This is a genomic window from Pseudovibrio sp. Ad26 (assembly GCF_001623285.1).
Lineage (GTDB): Bacteria > Pseudomonadota > Alphaproteobacteria > Rhizobiales > Stappiaceae > Pseudovibrio > Pseudovibrio ascidiaceicola.
The window spans coordinates 43,115-64,266 of record NZ_LMCE01000001.1 but is presented as its reverse complement, the minus strand read 5'-3'; the positions used below and the strand labels follow the sequence as shown (position 1 = coordinate 64,266).

Below are 21,152 nucleotides of genomic sequence, written 5' to 3'. Positions count from 1 at the left end.
TTGCTTTAATCTGTTTTGTGGCGCGTGTTCTTTGGAGTGCTGGTTTGGAGCCTCGGGAATGCGCAGGAGAGGTTAACTGGAAATGCTAGGACGCTTTTTTGCGCTGCTTCTGAAAGATCCGCTCACCTCTGGTGCTGCGCTGGTGACACTGGGTAGTGCCACAGCGTTGGCGACCGCGTGGGGTTTTGAGCTTATTGGTGGTTTCAAGCCATGCCCGCTGTGTCTCATTCAGCGTAATCCGTACTACGCTGGTCTGGTGCTGGGTATTCTGGCGCTGATCTTTACCCGGACCGAGAAGCTGCGCTGGGTTTCTGTGCTGGCGCTGCTGGGTGCGGCTGGTGGTTTTCTGTATGGCGGCGGTGTTGGCATCTATCAGGCTGGCGCAGAGTGGGAACTCTGGCTTGGGCCGAATGATTGTGCCGCTGGTGGCAGCATGGAGTTGGGATCTGCTTCCAACATGCTGCAGAGCCTTGCGACCACTAAGGTTGTGAGCTGCTCCGTAGCGCAGTTCCGCATCTTCGGTCTGTCGTTTGCTGGTCTGAATGCGATTTATGCCACAGTGATGGTCTTCATTACACTGTGCGGTCTGGTGCTTCCCCGCAAGAGCTGAGGTTCCAGAGCTTTGTTTTGATATGAAAAAAGCCCGGGGCTCTACGCAGCTCCGGGCTTTTTTGTGTCAGTCACAAAGAGAGGGCTTAGCCTTCTTCTTTGTTGTAACGTTCGATGCTTTCTACGATCAGACGCTTTGCTTCGTCCGCACCGTGAATGCCGGTGATCTTCACCCATTTGTTTGGCTCAAGATCTTTGTAGTGCTCGAAGAAGTGCTCAATCTGCTTGATGGTGATTTCAGGCAGGTCTTCGATGTTGTGTACGGATTCGTAACGACGGGTCAGCTTGCTGCTTGGGACAGCGATGATTTTCTCATCCTGACCGGACTCGTCTTCCATGACCAGAACGCCGATCGGACGGCAGCTCATGACGGCGCCTGGAACGATTGGGCGCTGGTTCACAACAACTACGTCGATTGGGTCGCCATCACCGCACAGGGTGTGTGGAACGAAGCCGTAGTTGCCCGGGTAACGCATAGGGGTGTAGAGGAAGCGATCGACGTACATTGCGCCGGATTCTTTTTCCATCTCGTATTTGATCGGCTCACCGCCAACTGGAACTTCAATAATGACATTGACGTCCTCAGGTGGGTTCTTACCGACAGGAATACGATCGATACGCATTTATGTATACTCCAATTTCATTTGCTGCCTGTATTACAGGGGCATCGGCCTGTTGCAAGATATATTTCGCAGTCGAGCTTGCGTATTTCGTTCAAGTAATTCCTGTCGGATAACTCTGGGATAAGTGGGTGCTTAATGTTGAAGAATTTTCAGTTCCTCATTGTTGCCATGACCGGAATTTTTGTTTGCACCACCGCGTTGGCCGAGAGTGTTTATTCCACGCTGGATTTAAACGAGACATGCGAGCTGCAAGACACCCCCGAAAATGCAGTGGGCTCTGCTGTGTGGATGTGTCAGGGGTATAACGGTATCCCCGTTTACGTGGCTGAGGGTGATTTGCGGTTCTTCGTCAGTTATGGCGAGCAGGCGCGCGATGAACCTGCGGCGACGCAAGGCCTGAGTCCGTGGAACCGGCTTGGCTCCACTATTGAGTGGGTGCTGGAAGGTGGTGAGCCTGTGGCGACCATTCTGCGGTGGCATACGGACATTCCGGCGGATGTTGCGGGGGATGATAAAGCGGATGCGGATGGGTATTATCGCGGGCAGGTGCTGGTGATCACTCAGCTGGGGCAGGGCAAGACCTGTCACATCGGTTACGTGGATGCCCGTGCGACCAAGAATGCCAATAAGCTGGCGCGGGATGCTGCCGGGCTGTTGGCTGGGATTTGGGATTGTACCAGTCAGCCGAAACTACTTGGGGGTGGTGGCCTGTCCCTTGGCCTCACTGATTAAGAGTCAGCGGTTTATCGCAGCGATAAGTTGTAGGGGGAAGCGGTTCGGTTCTCCTTCAGCACTGTGACGAGTGGGTCAACGGGGGGTAGGGGTGAGAGTCTTCACCACAGCTCCACAGAACCGAACCTGCTTGGGCAACAACGATAATTTGGCTGGCATTCGTGGCTCCTCAATGACCCAATTGGGGCGAAATAGAGAAACTACTGTGACAATTTTAGCGTGTACTCTGAATTCTCACGGGGTCCTTTGCCGGGCAGCAAAAGGAGGTTCCCTTGCGTTCTTTCAGGCTTTGCCGCAGGATGGGCGGATTATGTGGTAAAATGGGGTTGCCGATGGCTTAGCGTGCGTCGCGGATTTTCAAATTCACGCTGCGTGCTCAACCAGATTGCCTCGGCGCATCCGCGATGCGAGAGCCGATATTCTGCTTTCTCCGGGATGCCCAACCACAGGATCTGAACGCAGGAGGCCTTCATGAGTGAAGGGGATGATATTGCAATAGTGTCCGGGAGCGTTCGCTCTCTTGATGGTGGCGCCAACAGCGCAGCCGTTCAACAAAAACCGAACCTCCCGAAACCGATAGTTGCTTTTCATCGAACGGAACTCGATCAGATCCTCAGGCTGTACGGACGTATGGTTGCCAGCGGCGAGTGGCGTGATTACGCCATCGGCCACGGAACAGACAAGGCGATCTTTGCCATTTTCCGCCGTGCCAGCGAAATGCCGCTCTACCGTATTGAAAAAGACCCCAAGCTTGCCCGCAAACAAGGTGCCTACTGCGTTGTTGGCACCGGCGGCATGATCCTCAAACGCGGCCACGACCTAGCCAACGTGCTGAAGGTGCTTGAAAAGAAGAAGCACCTGCGCGTGGTGGAGTGAGTTGGCGGACGGTTGGTCCGCTACCGGATAGCTCTGGTGAGCATCTGTCGATTTTCAGAATGATGCTTTGCTGATGTGAAGCGCGAAAGGCGTGAAGCGATGGGGTGGTCTCGAATTGCGTTGCTTCTCCTTGTCCTTGTGGATGTTATGGGGCAAGGGCTGATTTTTCCGATCGTCAATAGCCTTGTGATGGTGCCTGGCAGCACCTTTGTTCCGCTTGGAGATTCTCTTGCAATCCGGGAGATTGATTTCAGCCTCTTGACTGGAGCGTTCTACATCAGCTGGTTTTTTGGTGGTGCCTATATCTCCAAGCTTTCAGATTATATCGGGCGTAAGAAGGCCATTCTTATTTGTCTGTTTGGTGCCTTGTTCGGATATGGGCTGGCAGTTGTTGCGCTGCTTTGGTCAAATCTGGCTTTGCTGGTGCTTGCGCGTGCAATTACCGGGTTCGCTGCAGGCAATCAGCCAATCGCACAAGCTGCTCTTGTTGATCTCAGCTGTACGGGCGCAGAAAGAAACCGGAATATGGGGTATGTGACAGCAGCCATTGCCATTGGCCTGATTGTGGGGCCGTTATTTGCGGGAGTGCTCAGTGATCCCTCCATCATGGGCAGTTATGCTTCGCTTGAACTGCCTTTTTATGCAGCGCTGGTGCTGATCCTGATCAACATTGTCTTGATCATTATTTTCTTTGAGGAAACGAACCAGACACGCCGCAAGATAGATTTTGGCCTGTCAGAGGTTTTTCTCGTTCTTTGGCGGGCACATTCAAGGCCTACAATTTTGAAACTGTGCGCTGTTTTCCTCTTTATAGAGGTCGGGCTGAGCGCCTTTTATATTTATCTCAATAACTACATGGTGTTGCGCTTTGGGTTCGATACGCTTCAAAACAGCATTCTCCTGATCATTTTTGGATCGGTTCTGGCTCTTGTAAGTGCGCTTCTGGTGGGGCCAATATCCCAACGATTTTCTAAGGTGGCGACGATTGCTGTGAGTGTGACTGTGATGGGAGTTGGGCTCCTGGCCTTTACTGTGAATGATGTGGCCTGGCTCTCTTATCTCCTGACAGTGCCAATTGTAGCGGCCTTTGCGCTTACCCTGCCTCTCATGTTTTCCTTGTTTTCTGCTGCTGTTGATGAGAGCGAACAAGGCTGGATCATGGGGATCACCATATCGAGCTCGACGGGAGGTCAGTTCCTGCTTGCTATTGCTGGTGCCTCTTTAATGACCGCTAACATTCATGGCGTGTTTATCGCGGGCATCGTCTGCTTTGCCATTGCGTTGGGGCTTATTTTCGTTCTGTGGCGCCAACCGGATATTCGAGCTTTGGATTAGGGATAGATGTTGGAATGGATTGAGAGGGAGGCGAGGACTGTGATGAGGATGGGGGAGACGGACAGTCTGAGAAACTGCCCGTCGTGGGTTGAATTCGTCTCTTAAGAGACTTGCTCCAGGGCTTCTGAGAAGGCCTGCCAAAGTTCCTCTACCGGCTCGCATCCCACGGATAAGCGGATGAAGGCGGGATCTACTGCGTCTCCCCAGCGGGCGCGGCGTTCTGCCGAGCTGTGAACGCCGCCAAATGAGGTGGCAGGGCGCAAGAGGGTGCATGAATTGATGAACTGTTCAGCCTGGGCTTCTGTTTCAAGCGTGAGGGATATCAAGAATCCAAACCGTGTTTGCTGCGCTTTGGCCAATGCGTGGGCTGGGTCCGTTTCCAAACCAGGGAAACGAATAGACTTTACGGCTGGATGATTTGCAAGACGCTCTGCGAGCAGGGCTGCAGACGTACACATTCGATCATAGCGCACATCCAGCGTTTCGAGGCCTCGATGCAACAGCCATGCTTCTTGCGGGCCGGGGATGCAGCCGGAAAACTTTCGCCACTCTTCAACAGCCTTTAGGATCTCAGCGTTTCGGCTGGCGACATGACCCATCAGGGCGTCGGAATGGCCTGCCATGGATTTGGTATCTGAGGAGACGACGAGGTCTACACCAAAATCTAATGGACGCTGACCAAGCGGTGTCAGGGTTGTGTTGTCGCAGATTGTGATGCCACCCGCAGCCTGCACAGCAGAGGCTATTGCCCTCATATCCAGTAGATCGAGGCCGGGATTTGAAGGCGTTTCCAGAAACACAACGTTGAAACCATCAAAGCCGCCTGTGGTAAACTCAGCGGTGTCGCGCTCAACGACTTCAACGCCGAACTTAGCCAGAAACTGGCTGGAGAGGATGCGGGTTACATAATACCCATCTGCCGGGACCAGTAGCCGATCTCCTGCTTTGAGCGTTGCGAAGAGGGCTGCTGAAATTGCCGCCATTCCAGAAGGAAAACATAGGCAAGGTGCTGCTTCGAGATGAGCGAGCGCATGTTCAAGCTGGGTCCATGTCGGGTTGCTGACACGACCATAATTTGGGAAGTCCTCCGGTAATCCTGGAAGATGGTACATTGAGCTTTGTACCAGAGGTAACGCAATCGGCTCACCCTTAGACAGGTTCTGACCACGTAGATGCAGGAACTCGCCCATGTTTGGTGAAGTGCGTTGTGTCATGCGGAATCTCCCATTGGATCGTATCAGCGCGCGCTCCGCACCGAGATGTTGTTTATGCTGGCCTTTATGAGGGGGGCTCAACGGTCATTACAGTGATGGTAATGTACGCGTAACGGAGATGTCTATCTTCCTATCAAATAGGAGAAAGTATCCTTTTGATGAGCGGCGCATTTTCAGCTTAACACATTACTTTTTGCATTAGAGGGCTCGCTTAAACACGAGGTGCTGAACGTTATGCCAAAGCGTTTTGCAGCCGTGTTGTGGCGATCAGTTTGGGCAGACGCCAGATGATTGGGAGGGAGATGAGGACTGCGATGAGGATGTAGTAGACGGGGGCGTAGTCCTTGCCGGTCTGGGTTACCAGATATGTGGCGACGATTGGGGTGGTGCCGCCGAAGAGGGCCATGCTTAGATTGTATCCGAGCGCGACAACGCTGCAGCGCAGATGGTCCGGTGCCATTAGGGTGAGGGCTGTGATGGAGAGTGCCCACCCGACTGTGCTTGTTAAGGTGAGACCGAACTGTCCAAGAAAAACGGATGTGATGTCCTCCTGGAGCATAAGCCACCAGCAAGGGCCCGCGAGGATGAAGGTTGCCAAAGCCCCTGCGAGAAAAGCTGGCCGCAACCCAAACCGGTCCGCAGCTAGTCCGCAAACCGGAATAAACAGAGCCATAACAATCAGGTTGAGTGTTGTGACATTGAGAGCCGTGGATGCGCCAAAACCTGGCTCTGCACTTAAATATGAGACCGCATAGACGTAAATTACAAAGTAAATCACAGCGGTTGGAATGAGCAGCAAAATCATTTGCCCGATCAAACCAGAATGATCCCGCAGGCTTTGCCAGACAGGTGATGAGTTATCTGCCGGGTCTTCGTCCAGCACTGTATCGGTGATGTTTCGCCTGATGACTGCGCTGAAGATTGCGACCAGCGTGCCGAAACCGAAAGCCAGACGCCATCCCCAATCCGCCATCTGTTCAGCTGAAAGAAGGAGGCTGATACCGGCTGGAACAGCCGAGCCGACGAGGCAGCCGGATATCATGGCGCATGCAATCCATGCTCCCGTTAATGCCCGGCGTTCCGGCTCTGCTTGCTCCACCAGGAGGACACCGGAGGCGGTGTATTCTCCGGCGACAGCAATACCCTGAATGATCCGTACCAGAACCAGAAGTATGGCTGCGGCGATCCCAATCTGACCATATGTGGGTAGCAGGGCAATCGCGAGAGAGCCTCCGCCCATCAAGAGGACGGAGATCATCATGGCGGCCTTGCGGCCCACACGATCTCCAATATGACCAAAGATTACACTGCCGATAGGGCGCGCTGCATAGCCGACAGCCAGCACGGCGAATGCAGAAAGCAGTGAAGCCACTCTGTTTTCTAACGGGAAAAATTGGGTGGCAATTGTTGCCGTGAGAAAGCTGTAAACGGTGAAGTCATACCATTCCAGAACGTTTCCACTCGTCGCAGCGATGATTGAACGTGGTGTTAGCCTCGTTTGCGATCTGGACATTCAGCCACCCTTTGTTCCGAGAGCTCGAGGCCTTGAAGTGCGAGCACGTTACAAAGCAATGATTAGCAGCATTCCCTTACGGAAAAGGTATCGTGGATGGTTGCCTGCCTTACTTCGCCAGCATGGGGTAGGTGAAGAAGAGGATGTGGGTGAGGTTGACGAGGAAGTGGACGCCTATGGCAGCTTCTACACGCCCTGATTTCCAGAAGGTGGCGCCGTAGAACAGCCCGGCGACGAAGGCAAAGGCTGCATAAGGCAGGCCTCCATCCAGATGGTAGTAGGCGAAGTGGAGTGAGGAGATCACGAGTGCCGCGGTGCCTGCCCAAAAACTGCGCCCAAGCTTTTCCATCAGCTGGCCCATGATGAACTGGCGAAAGAAGACCTCTTCTGCCACACAGGTGAACAGCAGGTTTGCAAAGATCCAGATTGGTAAGAAGGGCACCAGTTTCGGGTCGAACACCACCAGCCCTGCGGTGTAGGTTGCGCCGATCAACACTGCTGCTGCCGGGATGAAGAACAGCAGTGTTATACGCAGGCTGCGGAGCCAGTCTTTGGCTGTGCGGATACGGGGTGCTGCAAAGAGAAACAGCAGGAAGCCCAGAGCTGCCTTATCGAAATTGAGGTAGAGCGAGTATGGCACGGCATCCGGGCTGGTTTTTGCACCAGACAGGACCTGAAGATTGTGAAAGCCGGGAGCTTCATGCGTCATCACCAGATGCCCTGCCAGCAACAGCAGACCAACCATCACATAATAGAGCCAGACAGGGTGCTTTTGCTGGAAGAGGACAGCACAGACCACAGCCCAGCTGAGAACGAGCAGGAGCCCGGTTGCATTCAGTACGCCTGCGGTGACTGCAAGGACCAGCGAGAGTGCGAATAAGGTGAGCGGCACCCATCGCTGTGTGATGAGCGGGACGCTTGCAATAGCTAACCCGAGACTAAGATAGGCACTCAATGAAAGCGGCATGATGAAACTTTGTGGGTGTCGCAATGGGCGGAAAAATGAACTCTCTGAAACTGTGAGGTAAAGCTGCCGCTAAGTCAAATGTGCAATGGTTGGGTTGCGTGGAAGGAAGCATCGCCCGGCCTGAACTCAGCGGCCAGATACCGGGGGATGCGCGTTTAAATGCTCTGGAAAATAATCAGGGAGTTAAACCAGAATTTCCTCTTTCAGGCTGCTCACGAAACCAACGGTGTCGTTGAACTCAGCTTCTGGCAGGCTGAAAGCTTCCAGAGTGGCTTTCAGGTGGGCTAAAAATACGTCCCAATCTGCTTCGGTGATGCCCATGCCAGTGTGTGTGATCACCATGTCGCGGCCTGTGTAGTACAAAGGTCCGCCCGCGCTGTTTGCCAGATAATCAATCAGGAGCTGCTTTTCTCTGGCGATCCCATCATCACCGCGGTTCTGCCAGAAGCGTCCAAGCAGCTCATCGCTCTGTAGGCGTGGGAGGAGATTATTGACGACTGCAGAGATCGCGTCATAGCCGCCGAGGCGTTCGTATAAAGTTTTTTCGCTCATAATTCAGACCTTTTGTCCTAGGGGGTTAAAGGGCTGAGGCTAAACAGCATTTAGGTAAATCTACTTCATGAATGTTAAGTCTGCATATTTCATGGATGAACAGGCTGAGGTCACTCATTTTGTTAGAGTGGATAGTGTTAACCTGTTGAAATTGATAATATTTTGTGTGTGAGAGAAGGGTATTTTGAGGTGATATGAGCACCAATTTAGAAACAGTGGGCTCTTCACGGTATTTCACAGTGTTTTGAGATTTTGGGATTGATTACAATGAGGTAGCTTTGTTGCCATCCTCATACGTGGTTGCTAGGCACTTTGATGTGATCGCTTTTATGATCATAATGATATTGACCATGTAAACCGAGAGAACTCCTATGATCCGTTTTGTTGCATTGCTCGTTTCGCACACCATAGTGCTTGTTGTTGGCTTTGCGCTTGGGATCTACTTCCTGCCTATCCTGACTGCACCGGATTCTCCTGAGACCGCCGTACTGGAGCAGAAAGCTCAGAACGCGCAATATTCTGCGGAGTTTAACCGCGACCTGCGTGGCAGTGACTTCCTGCATTGGGGTGAGGGCAAGGTGAGTATCTCTCCAGAGATGATCGTTCATCAGGGGCGTCTTGCACCGGGGCCGGATTACAAGGTTTATCTGGTCTCTGAGTTCGTTGAGCATGAAGATGAGTTCCTGCCAATCAAGGACAACTCTGTGCTGATTGGTGATGTCAAAACCTTCGACGGCTTCCTGCTGAATGTGCCTGAGGGCGTTGATATTGAGACCTACAACACCGTGCTGGTGTGGTGCGAAACCTTTGGTGAGTTTATTTCTGCTGCGAAGTATCGGTGATCGGCTGCTCGAAGTTTATGTGCCCGAGTGGCAGATAAACCTTGCGCACTTGGGGCAGACGGGTAGACGTTAGGAAACGCCCTTCAAATCCCTTTAGGTAAGTGCTGCTGCTCATGACCCTCGCGCAAGATATTGTTGCCTCGCCACATGATGTTCTGAAAAAAGTATTTGGCTATGACGCGTTTCGCGGCAATCAACAGGTTGTGATTGATAGCGTAATGGCTGGTGAGAGCTGCTGTGTTCTTATGCCGACAGGGGCCGGTAAGTCGCTGTGCTATCAGTTGCCTGCCTTGTGCCGCCGTGGGGTGGGTGTTGTCGTTTCTCCGCTGATTGCGCTGATGCAGGACCAAATTGCGACGCTGCGCGAGCTTGGGGTGCGGGCGACGTCCATCAACTCAGCGCTTTCTCGTGAGGACATTCAGACCGCTTATCGGGATTTACGGGCTGGCGAGCTGGATCTGCTTTATGTGGCGCCGGAACGGTTGGTGCGGCCTGAGTTTGTTGGTTTGCTGGAAGAACTGAACCAGCGCGGATTGATTGCGCTGCTGGCGATTGATGAAGCGCACTGTATCAGCCAGTGGGGCCATGATTTCCGCCCTGAGTATCGTGAACTGACCAATGTGCGGGCGAAGCTTGAGGGTGTGCCTTGTCTGGCAGTGACAGCAACGGCGGATGAACCGACGCGGAAGGATATTCAAGAGCGTCTTGATCTGCCGCGCCTGATTTCCTCCGGGTTTGACCGGCCTAACATCACCTACACCGTGGGCATCAAGAGTAATCCGAAGCAGCAGTTGCGACGTTTCCTGAAGGATCGGCCAGCTGGCGAGAGTGGCATCATTTACTGCCTGTCGCGCAAGAAGGTGGAGGAGACGGCTGCTTGGCTGGTTGATGAGGGCTTTGATGCGCTGCCTTATCATGCGGGCTTTGATAGTTCCGTGCGCGAGGCCAATCAGGATCGCTTCATCAAAGAAGAAGGCATGATCATGGTTGCCACGGTCGCGTTTGGTATGGGCATTGATAAGCCCAACGTGCGGTTTGTGGCGCATCTGGACCTTCCCAAGAACATTGAGGCTTATTATCAGGAGACGGGCCGCGCTGGGCGTGATGGCCTGCCGTCTGAGGCGTGGCTGGTCTATGGCATGCAGGATGTTGTGTTCCTGAACCAGATGATTGACCGCAGTGAAGCGCCAGAGAGCCAGAAGCAGATTGAACGGCAGAAGCTGCGATCTTTCCTGGCATACTGTGAGACGGCGACCTGCCGGCGCTCTGTTCTGCTGCGCTACTTTGGTGATGAGTGTGAGCCTTGTGGCAATTGCGATACCTGTTTGAACCCGCCGAAGACTATGGATGGCACTATTGCCGCGCAGAAGCTGTTGTCCTGCATTTTGCGCACTGGGCAGAGCTTTGGCGCGAACTATGTGATTGATGTTCTGCTTGGCAATGCGAGTGAACGGATCATCTCACGTGGACATGACCAGCTGTCGACGTTCAACATTGGCGGTGAGTTCGACAAGATCAAGTGGAATGCCATTGCGCGGCAACTGCTAGCTGCTGGCCTGATCTATGCTGATCATGAGGCGCATGGGGCTTTGAAGATGACAGCGCTGGGCATGGAGTTCTTGAAGGAACGCCGGACCATTGAGCTGAAAGTGGATCAGCTTGCCAACTCAGCCAAGATGGAGCGGCGGGCGAAAGCACCGGCAAAGGCTCAGATTGAAGACATTGCGGATCAGGAGCTGTTCGAGAAACTTCGGGCACGGCGGATGGAGTTGGCGCGAGAGCGGAATGTGCCTCCTTATGTGATCTTCAATGATAAGACCCTGATTGAAATGGCAGTAGAACGCCCGCAGCGGTTGGAAGAGATGCTGGAGATTTCCGGTGTCGGAGAATCCAAACTGGAACGCTTTGGTCCAGACTTCCTGGAGATCATTCGTGACTAGAAAAATCAAACCCCGCTAACTTGGATGTTAGCAGGGTCTGATTTGCATGAGTTGTTGGTTTTATGATGTTTTTTAGGATCAAAAGATCAGCGAATACAGTACGCCTGCGCTGACGGCCATTCCGAGGATGACGACGAGGAAAGCGGCGATCATCTGGTTTTTGAAGAGGGATTTGAGCAAGATTACCTCTGTCAGGCTGGCGCCTGCGCTGCCGATGATGAGGGCCATGATTGCGCCTAGTCCCATGCCTTTGCCTGCCAATGCTGCAGCGAGGGGGATGACGGCTTCTGCTCTGATGTAGAGCGGGATGCCGATGACAGCGGCCACAGGGATTGCGAGTGGGTTGTCTTCACCTGCCCAAGAGGACACCAGATCTGTTGGCATGAAGCCATAGATCACTGAGCCGATGGCAATGCCGCCGATCAGGTATGGCAGGACCTTCTTGAAGTCTACCCATGTTGATTTCCATACCCTTGCCCATTTGCTTTGAACTGGCGCACTGCCGCCACAGCTGCTTCCGCATGAAGAGGTGGATGGGGCTGCGTATGCTTCTGGTTTCACGAATTTTTCGAAGCCGAGTTTCTCAAGCGTGTAGCCTGCGATGATGGAGACTGCCAATGCGATGGCGAAGTAGAACACTGTAACTTCCAGACCGAAGGTCACCGCGAACAGGCCGATGATAATCGGGTTCAGCAGTGGGCTGGCAAACAGGAACACCATCATGGTGCCAAAGCCGGCTTGTGCTCTGAGCAGACCTTTGAGGAAAGGGATGGTTGAACAGGAGCAGAATGGGGTGATGACACCCAGCGCTGCTGCTGTGACATAGCCTTTGCCGTTCTGGCTGCTGAGGATCTTCTGCACGCGGCTTGGCGGAATGTATTCCTGCAAGATGCCGACGAAGTAGCTGATTGCCAGAAAGAGGATTGTCAGTTCCACAGCAAGGAATGCGAACATTTCCAGGCTGCTTATGAGCATTTCAGAGGACAGTGACATTGGGTGTGATCCTTATTACGATATTTCCGGATTTGTCGAAATAATAGAATAATAGGTTTTCATGTCAAGATATTTCTAGTAATATCGAAATATAAGAAATTCTGGTGAATGAGATGGATATCGAGAAAACCGCTAAGGCCTTGAAAGAACTTGGACATGTAACGCGTCTTGCAATTTACAAACGGCTTGTAAAAGCTGGCTATAAAGGCCTCGCCGTGGGCACATTGCAGGAAGAACTGGAGATTCCAGGCTCCACACTGTCGCATCATCTGTCTGGTTTGGCCTCTGCAGGCTTGATCAAACAGCGGCGAGAGGGGCGGGTGCTTTACTGTGTTGCTCAGTTTGAGCAGCTGGATGAGGTCCTGCAGTTTTTACGTGCTGAGTGCTGTATCGATGACAAGTTCTATACGGACGACAATGACTTCAAAGAGCTGAAGCGTGGTTGATCTGTGAAAGAGGCTTTGTTGAGTTTCTCTGACTTGATGGTCGGCACCGAGGAGTTACAGTATCTGCATTTCACAATTACAGGTATTTGAAGTGGTTGATCAGAATGAGTTTGTGCAAGCTGTGGCAGAGAGCTCCAGCTTGCAGGAAGCGGCGCAGAAAGCTGGTGCGTTGTTCTCCAAGTTTCCCGGATACAAGCTGTTTACGCTTACGGTGACGCATCCTGACGGGAGCCATGTGGTACGATTGTTTTCCAGCGCGGAAGGCTCTTATGGTACCTCCGGCACCAAGCCGGTTGAAAAAGAAGGTGGCTGGTATGAGCGCGTGCTTGTGCAGCAGAAGCCGTTTCTTGGCTACACCATCGAAGATGTGAAAGACTACTTTCCTGACCATGAGAAGATTGCTGCCATGGGGCTGGGGGCAACTCTGAATTTGCCAGTGGTGGCATCTGGCGAGGTGATTGGCACGGTGAACCTGCTGGACGCGGACCATGCTTACACTGAAGCAGATGCGGAGAAGAGCTTTGCGTTGTCGCAGGCATTGGCGCCGCTCTTTAAGAAAGCGCGGGAAGAGCTGACTGCCGTTTGATTTCAATTCATCTGTTTTCGCTTAGTGGGCCTTTACCTTAAGGCCCGAAACCTTCCATTTTTACCGAGTTTCTCCCGATTTGTTTCTCTCAGGGTAACCATGAATGGGGCATGAAAGATGCTCCATTTCGTCCGCGTTCTGCGCTGGCACCATGCAACCCCTGAGAGACGAGCGGTACAAGCTATGGCTTCTGGTGGCGAACATGAGCAATTCGCTGGGCACCTTCCTATCTTCATCACTGCACCGGGCAGTACAGATGTTTTGATGGTGGTTACCATCTTCATTGCCATTGGTGCGGTGTTGCTGGCGGGTGTCTTTTACTTCTCCTTGCATGCTTTGCCAGAGAAGATGGCGCACAAATATGGGCGGTCGCACATGCAGATCGTGGCCATATTGGCGGTCCTCGCGCTGTTCACGCACAACAACTATTTTTGGATTGCAGCGTTGTTGCTGGCTGCGATTAACCTGCCGGATTATGAGACGCCGCTTAATACAATCGCCCAAACCTTGCGTAAGACGATAAAGGGGAAGAAACAGAATGATTGAGTTTCTTCTTTGTTCGCTTGTGACGATCCTGCCGGACTATCTGTTTCGTCGCTACAAGCAGGGTAAGCGATTTGGGCATGAGATTACGTTTTTTACGGTTTGGTACGAGTTGCGCTGGGGAATTACATCTGCGTTGATGCTGACCATTGCGCTGATTACTCTGGTGTTCTTCTACCACCCGACGACTTCCAACGTTCTGTCGCTTTACCGTACTGTTTCCATCCTGCCGGAAACCGCAGGGCGCGTGGATTTGGTGGTGGTGGAGAACAACGAGCATGTGAAGGCCGGACAGCTGCTGTTTACGCTAGATTCTTCCACTGAGAAGGCGCAGGTGGATACGGCGCAGAGTGAGGTGGATGAGATTGATGCTGAGATCCAGCTGGCAAATTCTGAGCTGATCAGTGCGGAAGCTATGATCTCTCAGGCGCAGGGTGCTTATAATCAGGCCGTCAGCGAGCTGGAGCGGACACTGGATTTGCAGCGACGCAATTCTGATGTGGTGACGCAGAAAGAAATTGATACGCGCGAAAATCAGGTGGTTGTGCGGAAAGGGCAGCTGGATGCAGCTGTTGCGAACCGGGATATCGTGCAGACGAAGATCAGTGTTTCCCTACCTGCACGGCGGACCAGTGCGATTGCGCGGCTGCATCAGGCGGAGTCTGCCTACAATAAGAAGTTCGTTTATGCTGGCGTTGATGGTGTGATCACGCAGTTCATTCTTCAGCCGGGTGATATTGTAAGCCCGATCCTGCGTCCTGCAGGTATTCTCGTGCCTTCTACGACTGGGTATGGGCGGTTTCAGGCGGGCTTTGGGCAGATTACTGCTTCTGTGATCAAGGTTGGTATGGCGGCAGAGATTACCTGCGCCTCGCGTCCGTTTGAGGTTATTCCGATGGTTGTGGTGGACACGCAGGACTTTATCTCCTCGGGTCAATTCCGTCCGACGGATCAGCTGGTGGATGCGCAGGATGTTGCGCGTCCGGGAACCTTGCTGGTGATCATGGAGCCGCTTTATCCCGGTGATACGAATGGTATTCCTCCCGGCAGCAAGTGCATTGCCAATGCCTACAGCAATTATGGTGAGCAGATTGCTGCGGGTGAGTTTGGGTTCTGGGGTGGCCTTTACTATCACATGGTGGATGCGACCTCGATCATGCATGCATTGATCTTGCGGTTCCAGGCGTTGGCCTTCCCAGTTAAGGTGCTGGTGCTATCCGGTCATTAGAGCATGTGGGGCGCTATTTTCGAGCGCCCACAAAGATGCCGGTGAGTACCATGCCGACCAGGCCTATGACGGTGGTTGCAGTGCTGCCAACGAGGAATTCCAGCACGCTGTCGGCCAGATTGAACGAGTTGCCATAGACGTTCTTGAAGCCTGCCAGCACGAGAATGAGGGCCACTGTGCCGCAATACACGCACATGAACCAGTAGGCTTTGCCTGCGTAGGGTTTGATGAGGGCGTCCAGCTCCTGCTTGGTCGCGAGCCGTGACTTGAGCTCCATCAGCTCGTTCTGAAGCAGGGTGTTGTCGTCAGACAGAGCCTGACGGTCTTTCAGCAGCTGCTCGAACCCGATCTTGGCGGGAGGATCCACCTCAATAGGCAGCTTGGAGACTGCTGCGTCGATGTCATCGACGGTGAGCGGTTTTTCGAGTGTTTCATCGAATACATCATTAGGCGGCATTGATCCGACCCGCTGTTTGTATGGACTGCTCTTCTTCTGCATGAGAGCGGCCCGCTAAGGCGAGTTTGATGTAATATTGCCGGGTGCGTTCTGTATCAATTTCTGCGTTTCTCCCTTTTTCAAAGTAGGCATGAGCCCACGGAGAGTTCGCTTGATGGGTGAGATCTGACAGTTGTTGTGGTGTGTAGTTGCGGTACTTCTTCCAAACGTGATCGATGATGTCCTGCTCGCTGCCGCTGACCCGACCCGTAACGATCTGACCGGTGACGGGATCAGCGATTTCACAATTGGGGCCTTTGTGCCCGCCTTCCTTTATGAAATCCCATATCTGCCGAAACACTGGGCCATTTTTCCAAGCTTGTGGAGCTGAGTTCACCAATGGCTCACCATTGATAGCAAGGTTCCACCCGTTTGCGATGGCAACGAGCTTTTGAATGTACATCTGAGATGGGTATTCAGAGCTGCCTCGGCGTCTCAGAAATTCATTGGCGATGGCACAAGGCGAGTGTCTTGGCATTTTTTGCCCCTACAAATGCTGTTGGAACAAGCAGAAAATTGCTTAGAAAAACATATGGTACGCTACGTTAAGAAAATAAAACCTCTTATTGATCTTGGCTAGTGAAATTTGGTTGTACCCCTGAAAACTAAGCGGTTACGTTGTGGTTATCTGTGCGTGTTGGATGCATTTAACTGGCTATAAATCAGGGAATACAGCTTTTACGACTGCGGATTGTAGCTGGTTATGTTTCCAGAGATTTGAGTCGGCGTACCAGCGCTTATTCGGGAATGTGGAGTTGTAAACGTTGTTTCGTTTCTCTCTGGCCCGATTGATTATGTAGCTAAATGGTGACTGCAAAACATAGGCAATTACTGCAGGTATCAGTAAAACTGGCAGGTAGATGGCGGCAGCGATGGTGGCGATGACAGCCACAATGCTTGCGCTCATATGGTAGCGTTCGGCCTTCGTTGGGTTGGTTTTGTGAAAATCTCTGAACTGAAAAACCTTGCGTTCATACCAATGGAACAGTGAGAGCGGTCTGTACATTTGGTGTCCTGCAGTCTGGGTATGTTTCTGATGCCAGCTTGAAGCCTATATCTGCAGTGTCACTTGGCCAAGAAAAAAGCCCGGGGCGGGTGCCTCGGGCTTTTTCTGATTTGCACGCCTGATGGCTGCTGCGATTACTCGCGGTTGCCGAACAGGGACAGAAGCATCATGAACAGGTTGATGAAGTCCAGGTACAGACGCAGCGCGCCCATAATGGCTTTCTTGCCTGCTACTTCGCTGTCATCAACAGCTGCATACATTTCCTTGATCTGCTGGGTGTCGTAGGCGGTGAGGCCTGCGAATACCAGAACGCCAACCACGGAGATTGCGAACTGCAGAGCAGAAGACGCAAGGAAGAGGTTGACCACAGACGCGATGATGATGCCGATCAGGCCCATGAACAAGAAGGAACCCCAAGCGGAGAGGTCTTTCTTGGTGGTGTAGCCGAACAGGCTCAGCGCGCCAAAGGAAGCTGCAGAGATGAAGAATACACGAGCAATGGAGTTGCCGGTGTAAACGATGAAGATCGATGAGAGAGAAACACCCATCAATGCTGCAAATGCCCAGAAGGTCATTTGTGCGGCGGATGCGCTCATTTTATTGATCCGTGCGCTCAGGAAGAACACGAAACCAAGTGGAGCAAGCATAACAACCCACTTCAGCGGGCTACCATACAGTGCAACACCAAGGCTGGTGAGCAAAGTATTACCCATCTGAGCTGCTGCCATAGATGGATCAGTCGTCGTCGCCATCATTGAGGTGAGCAGTGCGAGCACACCGGTGATTGCAACACCGACTGCCATGTAGTTGTAAACGCGAAGCATGTAGGCGCGCAGACCAGCGTCAAATGCGGCTGCATTGGCATGAGAGCCAGCCATTCCATACCGCGTAGAATTATTGCGGTCGAAGGTCGCCATGTGGATCCTCTCTCTTGTTAAACACGTATTCGCTGTTGGGCATACCGAACAGCACGGGTGATTGACCCGAGTTACATATCAGCAAATATGGTGGGAAAAAGGGCGTAAGACAAGAGTGCACCCTGCCGATTTTTGTAAAATCGCCCCTTAAAGCAAGGTCTTTTGGTATAAACTTGGTAAAACCGGACCCTATTATTAACCAGTTGTAATGTTGCTGGCGGTCCAAGACCTTAGCCGGAAAATAGAAGAGTTGGTCTGTTAACTCATAATTCTGAGAGATGTGGACTGCATCTGCGTCGATCAACGTTTTTTTACTTGATGCAGTCCACGGAGTTTTACAGATTTCGTAAAACGGGTGCAGGTTTTTCTCCCAACACTCTCCAGGTACCCAGCAAACCGAAGCCTACTGTGAAAATGAGAGCACCGATGATGGCGGTGATGGCCGTTACGGGCAGGAGGGTGAAGCTGCCGTCCATCACACCTGTGATGATGAAGTAGGCCGCCAGTGAGCCTGTAAACAGAGCGAAGACTGCGGTGGTTCCACCAAGGATCAGGTATTCTATAATGTATGCCTTGATGAGGCGTCCGCGTGTGGCGCCCAGTGTTTTCAAGATCACTGCATCGTAAATGCGGCTTTGATGGCCTGCTGCCAATGCACCTGCCAGAACCAGCACACTTGCGAGGAGCGTGATGGAGGAAGCTCCACGGATGGCCCATGCCAGCTGACCGACAAGGTCATTTACCTGTGCGATGGCATCTTTCACTCTGATTGAGGTGATGGTTGGGAAGGCTTGTGTGACCTCCTTCAGCAGATCAAGCTCTTGCTGCAAAGTTGCTTCGCCCGGCCAGCCTACGGTTGCCAGATGGGTATGAGGTGCGCCTGCGAAAGTGTTTGGTGAGAAAATCATTACGAAGTTGATGGACATGCTTTCCCAGTCCACCGTGCGGAAGTTTGCAATTTTCGCAGAGATCTGGCGTCCAAGCACATTGACGGTGATCTTATCACCGACACTCAGGCCCAATTCGCGGGCGTTGTCGTCAGAGAAGGAGACGAGTGGCTCGCCAGTGTAATCCTTTGGCCACCATTTGCCTGCTGTTACGACGGAGTTTTCTGGCAGAGTTTCGGAATATGTGATGCCGCGGTCACCACGCAAGATCCACTCCGCTTCTGGTGGAGCGGGATAGTCTGAGGAGGGGATGCCTTTCAGCTCGACGATGTTTCCGCGTAGCATTGGGACTGCGTTGAACTCTGTGCCTGCTGCTTTTTCAGTGACGAGAGCTTCGAAGGCGTCTTTTTCGTGGTTTTGAATATCCACGAAGAAGAAGCTTGGAGCCTGTTCCTGAGCGGCCTGATTGAGCTCACGGCGTAGATTGCCATCAATCAGTGCCAAAGCAACCAGCAGTGACAAGCCGAGGCCGAGTGACAGCACGACGGATGGTGTCAGTGCGCCGGGGCGGTAGATGTTGGTGATCGCCAGACGCAGCTCTGTGGAGCGGACTGTTGGCACCTTCCGCGCTGCGGCCATTATGAGGCGGGCAACGACGAGCAAGAGCAAGTATGTGCCGGTACATGCGCCGATGAAGATGATTGCGATGGTTTTGTCGTAAGCCATGACAAGGGCAAGGCCAGCCAGCAGAACCAGCGTTACCGCAGCACCTGCGATATACAGCGGCTTTGGATAGCGGCTGCGGGTGCTAACTTCATCCCGGAACAGTACGGTTGGTGCGATATCGTGTGCTCTGCCAAGTGGCCACAAGGCAAAGGCGAGAGCGGTGAGATAGCCGTACGCCATGCCTAGCAGAAGCTGAAGCGGGTAGACCGCCTGAACAGCGTTGATTGGCAAAATGGATTGTAAGGCTGCCATGGCGACTAGTGGGATCAAGGCGCCCAGTGCCATGCCGATGATAATGCCGATAGTGGCGAGCACCATCATCTGAATGAGATAGACCTTGAAGACAAAGCCACCAGATGCGCCGAGGCATTTAAAGCTGGCAATGACTTCACGGCGGGTATCCATGTAGCTGCGCACAGCGTTGGCCACGCCAACACCGCCAACCACGAGGGACGTGATGCCGATGAGCGTGAGGAACTGGGCGAAGCGCTGGATGTTCCGTTGCAGGCTTGGAGCGGCTTCCAGCTTGGAGCGGATGCGCCAACCAGCATCAGGGAATTGACGGTTTGTCTGATCAATGGCTTGCTGGAGCTGATCTTCCGGCACGTTGTTGCCCATTCGAACGCGGTAGATATAGCGGATCAAAGAGCCTGGTTGGATCAGGCCAGTGTCTTGCAATGCTTCCTGAGAGATGAGGAGGCGCGGGCCGACTGTCATGCCTGAGGAGAGTTTGTCCGGTTCCAACTCAATTGTGTCGGCGATGCGGAACTCGGTTTTGCCGACGGCAATCTGGTCGCCAACTTCCAGACCAAGGCGTACCAGCAGGGCAACTTCAGCCACAGCATTACGCAGGCCCTCTGTTCTGCCGTTGATGGTCGCTTGTAGGTCCTTGCCAGAAGAGAGGTCGAAATCGCCGATCAACGGATAGGGATTATCAACCGCCTTCAGCTCAACCAGTGTCTGATTGCCTGCGGTGTCCGTACGGGCCATGGAGCGGAGGCTGGAGATTCTAGAGATGTCGCCCATGCTTTGCAGATGAGCAAGTTGGTCTGGAGTTGCTTCGCGGTGGATGAGAGAGAATGCGAGGTCGCCGCCAAGAATAGCCTGACCTTCCGCTGAGATCCCCTCTGTCAGCGCACGGGAGAAGGAGGCAACGCCAGCGATGGCAGCAACACCCAGTGCGATACAAGCGATGAAAACGTAAAACCCTCTAAGGCCGCCCCGCATTTCGCGCAGGGCAAAGCGGGCTGCAAGGCCAAAGCCGGGTTGGTAACCGTTTGAGTTGGGGTGGCTCATCGGGCGCGCACCTCATGCACTGCAGGTGTTTCTTCCTCAACGGTGCCGGAATGCACCCGGATCTTGCGTTGACAACGGTCTGCCAGAGACGGATCGTGGGTGACGAGAACCAGTGTGGTGTTCTTGCGCTCCTGCGCATTAAACATCAGCTCGATGATTTGCTCACCAGTAGTTTCGTCCAGATTGCCTGTTGGCTCATCTGCGATCAGAATTTCAGGGTTGGTGACGAGGGCACGGGCGACGGCAACGCGTTGCTGTTCACCGCCAGAAAGCTGGGTTGGGTAGTGATTGAGGCGGTGGCCAAGGCCGACGGCTTCCAGTTCTTCCTTCGCACGATCAAATGCTTTGAGGTCACCAGAAAGCTCAAGAGGTACAGCGACATTTTCCAGAGCGGTCATGTTTGGGACCAGGTGGAAGGACTGGAAAATGATGCCGACGTTCTGACCACGGAAACGGGCGAGTTGATCCTCGCTCATTGCGCCGAGTTCTTGCCCTGCAGCTTTGACGGTGCCTTTGTCTGCGCGTTCCAGACCTGCCATCACCATGAGCAAAGTAGATTTGCCTGAGCCGGATGGTCCAACGAGGCCAACGCTTTCGCCGGTGCTGATTGAAAGATCAATACCTTTGAGAATATGGGTGCGGCCTGCGCCATGGCCCAGGCTGAGGTGAACGCCGTTTAAGTCTAATGCGGGATTACCTGTCATTCTTCTACCTTGATGTGCAGGCGATGCAAATCTCTGAATTACATCTTATAATAAATTTGTTGGCGGCTCTTGTCGCAGCCGCACTTGGGAAGCATATGGGTAGGGTGGATTGCATCGTCCA

General features: G+C 53.0%; 22 protein-coding genes. 10 read left to right on the top strand and 12 right to left on the bottom strand.

Going from position 1 to position 21,152, the window contains the following annotated elements:
* The first annotated feature begins 82 nt into the window (after window positions 1–82).
* Window positions 83–610 carry a disulfide bond formation protein B gene (locus PsAD26_RS00310; protein ID WP_057463506.1) on the top strand — a complete coding sequence of 176 codons (528 nt, stop codon included), beginning with the start codon at window positions 83–85 and terminating at the stop codon, window positions 608–610.
* 85 nt (window positions 611–695) lie between these two features.
* Here the strand turns inward: PsAD26_RS00310 and ppa are convergent, their stop codons facing one another.
* A complete protein-coding gene (ppa, locus tag PsAD26_RS00305; protein ID WP_057463505.1) occupies window positions 696–1,232 on the bottom strand; it encodes an inorganic diphosphatase in 537 nt (178 codons plus the stop codon).
* A 135-nt stretch (window positions 1,233–1,367) separates the two neighbouring features.
* Here ppa and PsAD26_RS00300 point away from each other — a divergent pair, with 135 nt between their 5' ends.
* From PsAD26_RS00300 to PsAD26_RS00290, 3 genes are all read left to right on the top strand, one after another.
* Window positions 1,368–1,964: a hypothetical protein gene (locus PsAD26_RS00300; RefSeq protein ID WP_063308818.1), complete on the top strand. Its 597-nt coding sequence runs from the start codon at window positions 1,368–1,370 to the stop codon at window positions 1,962–1,964.
* A gap of 471 nt (window positions 1,965–2,435) precedes the next feature.
* A complete protein-coding gene (locus PsAD26_RS00295; protein ID WP_057463503.1) occupies window positions 2,436–2,840 on the top strand; it encodes a DUF2794 domain-containing protein in 405 nt (134 codons plus the stop codon).
* 99 nt (window positions 2,841–2,939) lie between these two features.
* The gene (locus PsAD26_RS00290) at window positions 2,940–4,175 is read left to right on the top strand and encodes an MFS transporter (RefSeq protein WP_063308882.1); all 1,236 of its coding nucleotides are present in this window, start codon (window positions 2,940–2,942) and stop codon (window positions 4,173–4,175) included.
* A gap of 101 nt (window positions 4,176–4,276) precedes the next feature.
* Here PsAD26_RS00290 and PsAD26_RS00285 read toward each other — a convergent pair whose 3' ends face one another.
* The 4 genes from PsAD26_RS00285 to PsAD26_RS00270 form a co-directional block, all read right to left on the bottom strand.
* Window positions 4,277–5,389 carry a cystathionine gamma-lyase gene (locus PsAD26_RS00285; RefSeq protein WP_063308817.1) on the bottom strand — a complete coding sequence of 371 codons (1,113 nt, stop codon included), beginning with the start codon at window positions 5,387–5,389 and terminating at the stop codon, window positions 4,277–4,279.
* 232 nt (window positions 5,390–5,621) lie between these two features.
* Window positions 5,622–6,902, bottom strand: coding sequence for an MFS transporter (locus PsAD26_RS00280; RefSeq protein ID WP_063286066.1), 1,281 nt, complete (start codon window positions 6,900–6,902; stop codon window positions 5,622–5,624).
* Between the two features lie 109 nt (window positions 6,903–7,011).
* Entirely contained in the window at window positions 7,012–7,869 is an 858-nt protein-coding gene (locus tag PsAD26_RS00275) for a CPBP family intramembrane glutamic endopeptidase (protein ID WP_063308816.1), read from the bottom strand.
* A gap of 183 nt (window positions 7,870–8,052) precedes the next feature.
* Window positions 8,053–8,421 (bottom strand): group 1 truncated hemoglobin, encoded by a 369-nt coding sequence (locus PsAD26_RS00270; protein ID WP_063286064.1) that lies wholly within the window; start codon window positions 8,419–8,421, stop codon window positions 8,053–8,055.
* 371 nt (window positions 8,422–8,792) lie between these two features.
* On the opposite strand from PsAD26_RS00270, the gene PsAD26_RS00265 reads away from it, so the two are divergent.
* Window positions 8,793–9,263: a DM13 domain-containing protein gene (locus tag PsAD26_RS00265; RefSeq protein ID WP_063308815.1), complete on the top strand. Its 471-nt coding sequence runs from the start codon at window positions 8,793–8,795 to the stop codon at window positions 9,261–9,263.
* Between the two features lie 113 nt (window positions 9,264–9,376).
* Entirely contained in the window at window positions 9,377–11,203 is a 1,827-nt protein-coding gene (recQ, locus tag PsAD26_RS00260) for a DNA helicase RecQ (RefSeq protein WP_208985432.1), read from the top strand.
* Window positions 11,204–11,281: 78 nt separating this feature from the next.
* Here the strand turns inward: recQ and PsAD26_RS00255 are convergent, their stop codons facing one another.
* A complete protein-coding gene (locus tag PsAD26_RS00255; RefSeq protein ID WP_063308813.1) occupies window positions 11,282–12,196 on the bottom strand; it encodes a permease in 915 nt (304 codons plus the stop codon).
* Window positions 12,197–12,309: 113 nt separating this feature from the next.
* On the opposite strand from PsAD26_RS00255, the gene PsAD26_RS00250 reads away from it, so the two are divergent.
* From PsAD26_RS00250 to PsAD26_RS00235, 4 genes are all read left to right on the top strand, one after another.
* Entirely contained in the window at window positions 12,310–12,642 is a 333-nt protein-coding gene (locus PsAD26_RS00250) for a metalloregulator ArsR/SmtB family transcription factor (protein ID WP_063308881.1), read from the top strand.
* A 91-nt stretch (window positions 12,643–12,733) separates the two neighbouring features.
* Window positions 12,734–13,228 carry a GAF domain-containing protein gene (locus PsAD26_RS00245; RefSeq protein ID WP_208985431.1) on the top strand — a complete coding sequence of 165 codons (495 nt, stop codon included), beginning with the start codon at window positions 12,734–12,736 and terminating at the stop codon, window positions 13,226–13,228.
* Window positions 13,229–13,345: 117 nt separating this feature from the next.
* On the top strand, window positions 13,346–13,774 hold the full coding sequence (locus PsAD26_RS00240; RefSeq protein WP_208985430.1) for a hypothetical protein: 429 nt from the start codon (window positions 13,346–13,348) through the stop codon (window positions 13,772–13,774).
* A complete protein-coding gene (locus tag PsAD26_RS00235; protein WP_063308810.1) occupies window positions 13,767–14,999 on the top strand; it encodes a biotin/lipoyl-binding protein in 1,233 nt (410 codons plus the stop codon). The genes PsAD26_RS00240 and PsAD26_RS00235 overlap by 8 nt, the downstream gene beginning before the upstream one ends.
* A gap of 13 nt (window positions 15,000–15,012) precedes the next feature.
* Here the strand turns inward: PsAD26_RS00235 and PsAD26_RS00230 are convergent, their stop codons facing one another.
* The 6 genes from PsAD26_RS00230 to PsAD26_RS00200 all read right to left on the bottom strand — a co-directional run bounded on the left by PsAD26_RS00230 (window position 15,013) and on the right by PsAD26_RS00200 (window position 21,031).
* The gene (locus PsAD26_RS00230) at window positions 15,013–15,456 is read right to left on the bottom strand and encodes a hypothetical protein (protein ID WP_063308809.1); all 444 of its coding nucleotides are present in this window, start codon (window positions 15,454–15,456) and stop codon (window positions 15,013–15,015) included.
* The gene (locus tag PsAD26_RS00225; protein WP_208859952.1) at window positions 15,446–15,973 is read right to left on the bottom strand and encodes a Panacea domain-containing protein; all 528 of its coding nucleotides are present in this window, start codon (window positions 15,971–15,973) and stop codon (window positions 15,446–15,448) included. Before PsAD26_RS00225 ends, PsAD26_RS00230 begins: the two co-directional genes overlap by 11 nt.
* Before the next feature lie 177 nt (window positions 15,974–16,150).
* Window positions 16,151–16,501 (bottom strand): hypothetical protein, encoded by a 351-nt coding sequence (locus PsAD26_RS00220; RefSeq protein ID WP_063308807.1) that lies wholly within the window; start codon window positions 16,499–16,501, stop codon window positions 16,151–16,153.
* Window positions 16,502–16,635: 134 nt separating this feature from the next.
* Entirely contained in the window at window positions 16,636–17,418 is a 783-nt protein-coding gene (locus PsAD26_RS00215) for a Bax inhibitor-1/YccA family protein (protein ID WP_057463488.1), read from the bottom strand.
* A gap of 335 nt (window positions 17,419–17,753) precedes the next feature.
* The gene (locus PsAD26_RS00205; RefSeq protein WP_063308805.1) at window positions 17,754–20,327 is read right to left on the bottom strand and encodes an ABC transporter permease; all 2,574 of its coding nucleotides are present in this window, start codon (window positions 20,325–20,327) and stop codon (window positions 17,754–17,756) included.
* Entirely contained in the window at window positions 20,324–21,031 is a 708-nt protein-coding gene (locus PsAD26_RS00200; protein WP_063308804.1) for an ABC transporter ATP-binding protein, read from the bottom strand. Before PsAD26_RS00200 ends, PsAD26_RS00205 begins: the two co-directional genes overlap by 4 nt.
* Window positions 21,032–21,152: the final 121 nt, after the last annotated feature.

What these genes read in the sequence shown, in the direction of transcription:
- PsAD26_RS00265 (WP_063308815.1), top strand. Translation starts at nt 8,793, where the DNA reads ATGATCCGTTTTGTTGCATTGCTCGTTTCGCACACCATAGTGCTTGTT.
- PsAD26_RS00310 (WP_057463506.1), top strand. Translation starts at nt 83, where the DNA reads ATGCTAGGACGCTTTTTTGCGCTGCTTCTGAAAGATCCGCTCACCTCT.
- PsAD26_RS00300 (WP_063308818.1), top strand. Translation starts at nt 1,368, where the DNA reads ATGTTGAAGAATTTTCAGTTCCTCATTGTTGCCATGACCGGAATTTTT.
- PsAD26_RS00295 (WP_057463503.1), top strand. Translation starts at nt 2,436, where the DNA reads ATGAGTGAAGGGGATGATATTGCAATAGTGTCCGGGAGCGTTCGCTCT.
- PsAD26_RS00255 (WP_063308813.1), bottom strand. Translation starts at nt 12,196, where the DNA reads ATGTCACTGTCCTCTGAAATGCTCATAAGCAGCCTGGAAATGTTCGCA.
- PsAD26_RS00290 (WP_063308882.1), top strand. Translation starts at nt 2,940, where the DNA reads ATGGGGTGGTCTCGAATTGCGTTGCTTCTCCTTGTCCTTGTGGATGTT.
- PsAD26_RS00250 (WP_063308881.1), top strand. Translation starts at nt 12,310, where the DNA reads ATGGATATCGAGAAAACCGCTAAGGCCTTGAAAGAACTTGGACATGTA.
- ppa (WP_057463505.1), bottom strand. Translation starts at nt 1,232, where the DNA reads ATGCGTATCGATCGTATTCCTGTCGGTAAGAACCCACCTGAGGACGTC.
- PsAD26_RS00285 (WP_063308817.1), bottom strand. Translation starts at nt 5,389, where the DNA reads ATGACACAACGCACTTCACCAAACATGGGCGAGTTCCTGCATCTACGT.
- PsAD26_RS00280 (WP_063286066.1), bottom strand. Translation starts at nt 6,902, where the DNA reads ATGTCCAGATCGCAAACGAGGCTAACACCACGTTCAATCATCGCTGCG.
- PsAD26_RS00220 (WP_063308807.1), bottom strand. Translation starts at nt 16,501, where the DNA reads ATGTACAGACCGCTCTCACTGTTCCATTGGTATGAACGCAAGGTTTTT.
- PsAD26_RS00275 (WP_063308816.1), bottom strand. Translation starts at nt 7,869, where the DNA reads ATGCCGCTTTCATTGAGTGCCTATCTTAGTCTCGGGTTAGCTATTGCA.
- PsAD26_RS00200 (WP_063308804.1), bottom strand. Translation starts at nt 21,031, where the DNA reads ATGACAGGTAATCCCGCATTAGACTTAAACGGCGTTCACCTCAGCCTG.
- PsAD26_RS00230 (WP_063308809.1), bottom strand. Translation starts at nt 15,456, where the DNA reads ATGCCGCCTAATGATGTATTCGATGAAACACTCGAAAAACCGCTCACC.
- PsAD26_RS00240 (WP_208985430.1), top strand. Translation starts at nt 13,346, where the DNA reads ATGCTCCATTTCGTCCGCGTTCTGCGCTGGCACCATGCAACCCCTGAG.
- PsAD26_RS00270 (WP_063286064.1), bottom strand. Translation starts at nt 8,421, where the DNA reads ATGAGCGAAAAAACTTTATACGAACGCCTCGGCGGCTATGACGCGATC.
- PsAD26_RS00225 (WP_208859952.1), bottom strand. Translation starts at nt 15,973, where the DNA reads ATGCCAAGACACTCGCCTTGTGCCATCGCCAATGAATTTCTGAGACGC.
- PsAD26_RS00215 (WP_057463488.1), bottom strand. Translation starts at nt 17,418, where the DNA reads ATGGCGACCTTCGACCGCAATAATTCTACGCGGTATGGAATGGCTGGC.
- PsAD26_RS00205 (WP_063308805.1), bottom strand. Translation starts at nt 20,327, where the DNA reads ATGAGCCACCCCAACTCAAACGGTTACCAACCCGGCTTTGGCCTTGCA.
- recQ (WP_208985432.1), top strand. Translation starts at nt 9,377, where the DNA reads ATGACCCTCGCGCAAGATATTGTTGCCTCGCCACATGATGTTCTGAAA.
- PsAD26_RS00235 (WP_063308810.1), top strand. Translation starts at nt 13,767, where the DNA reads ATGATTGAGTTTCTTCTTTGTTCGCTTGTGACGATCCTGCCGGACTAT.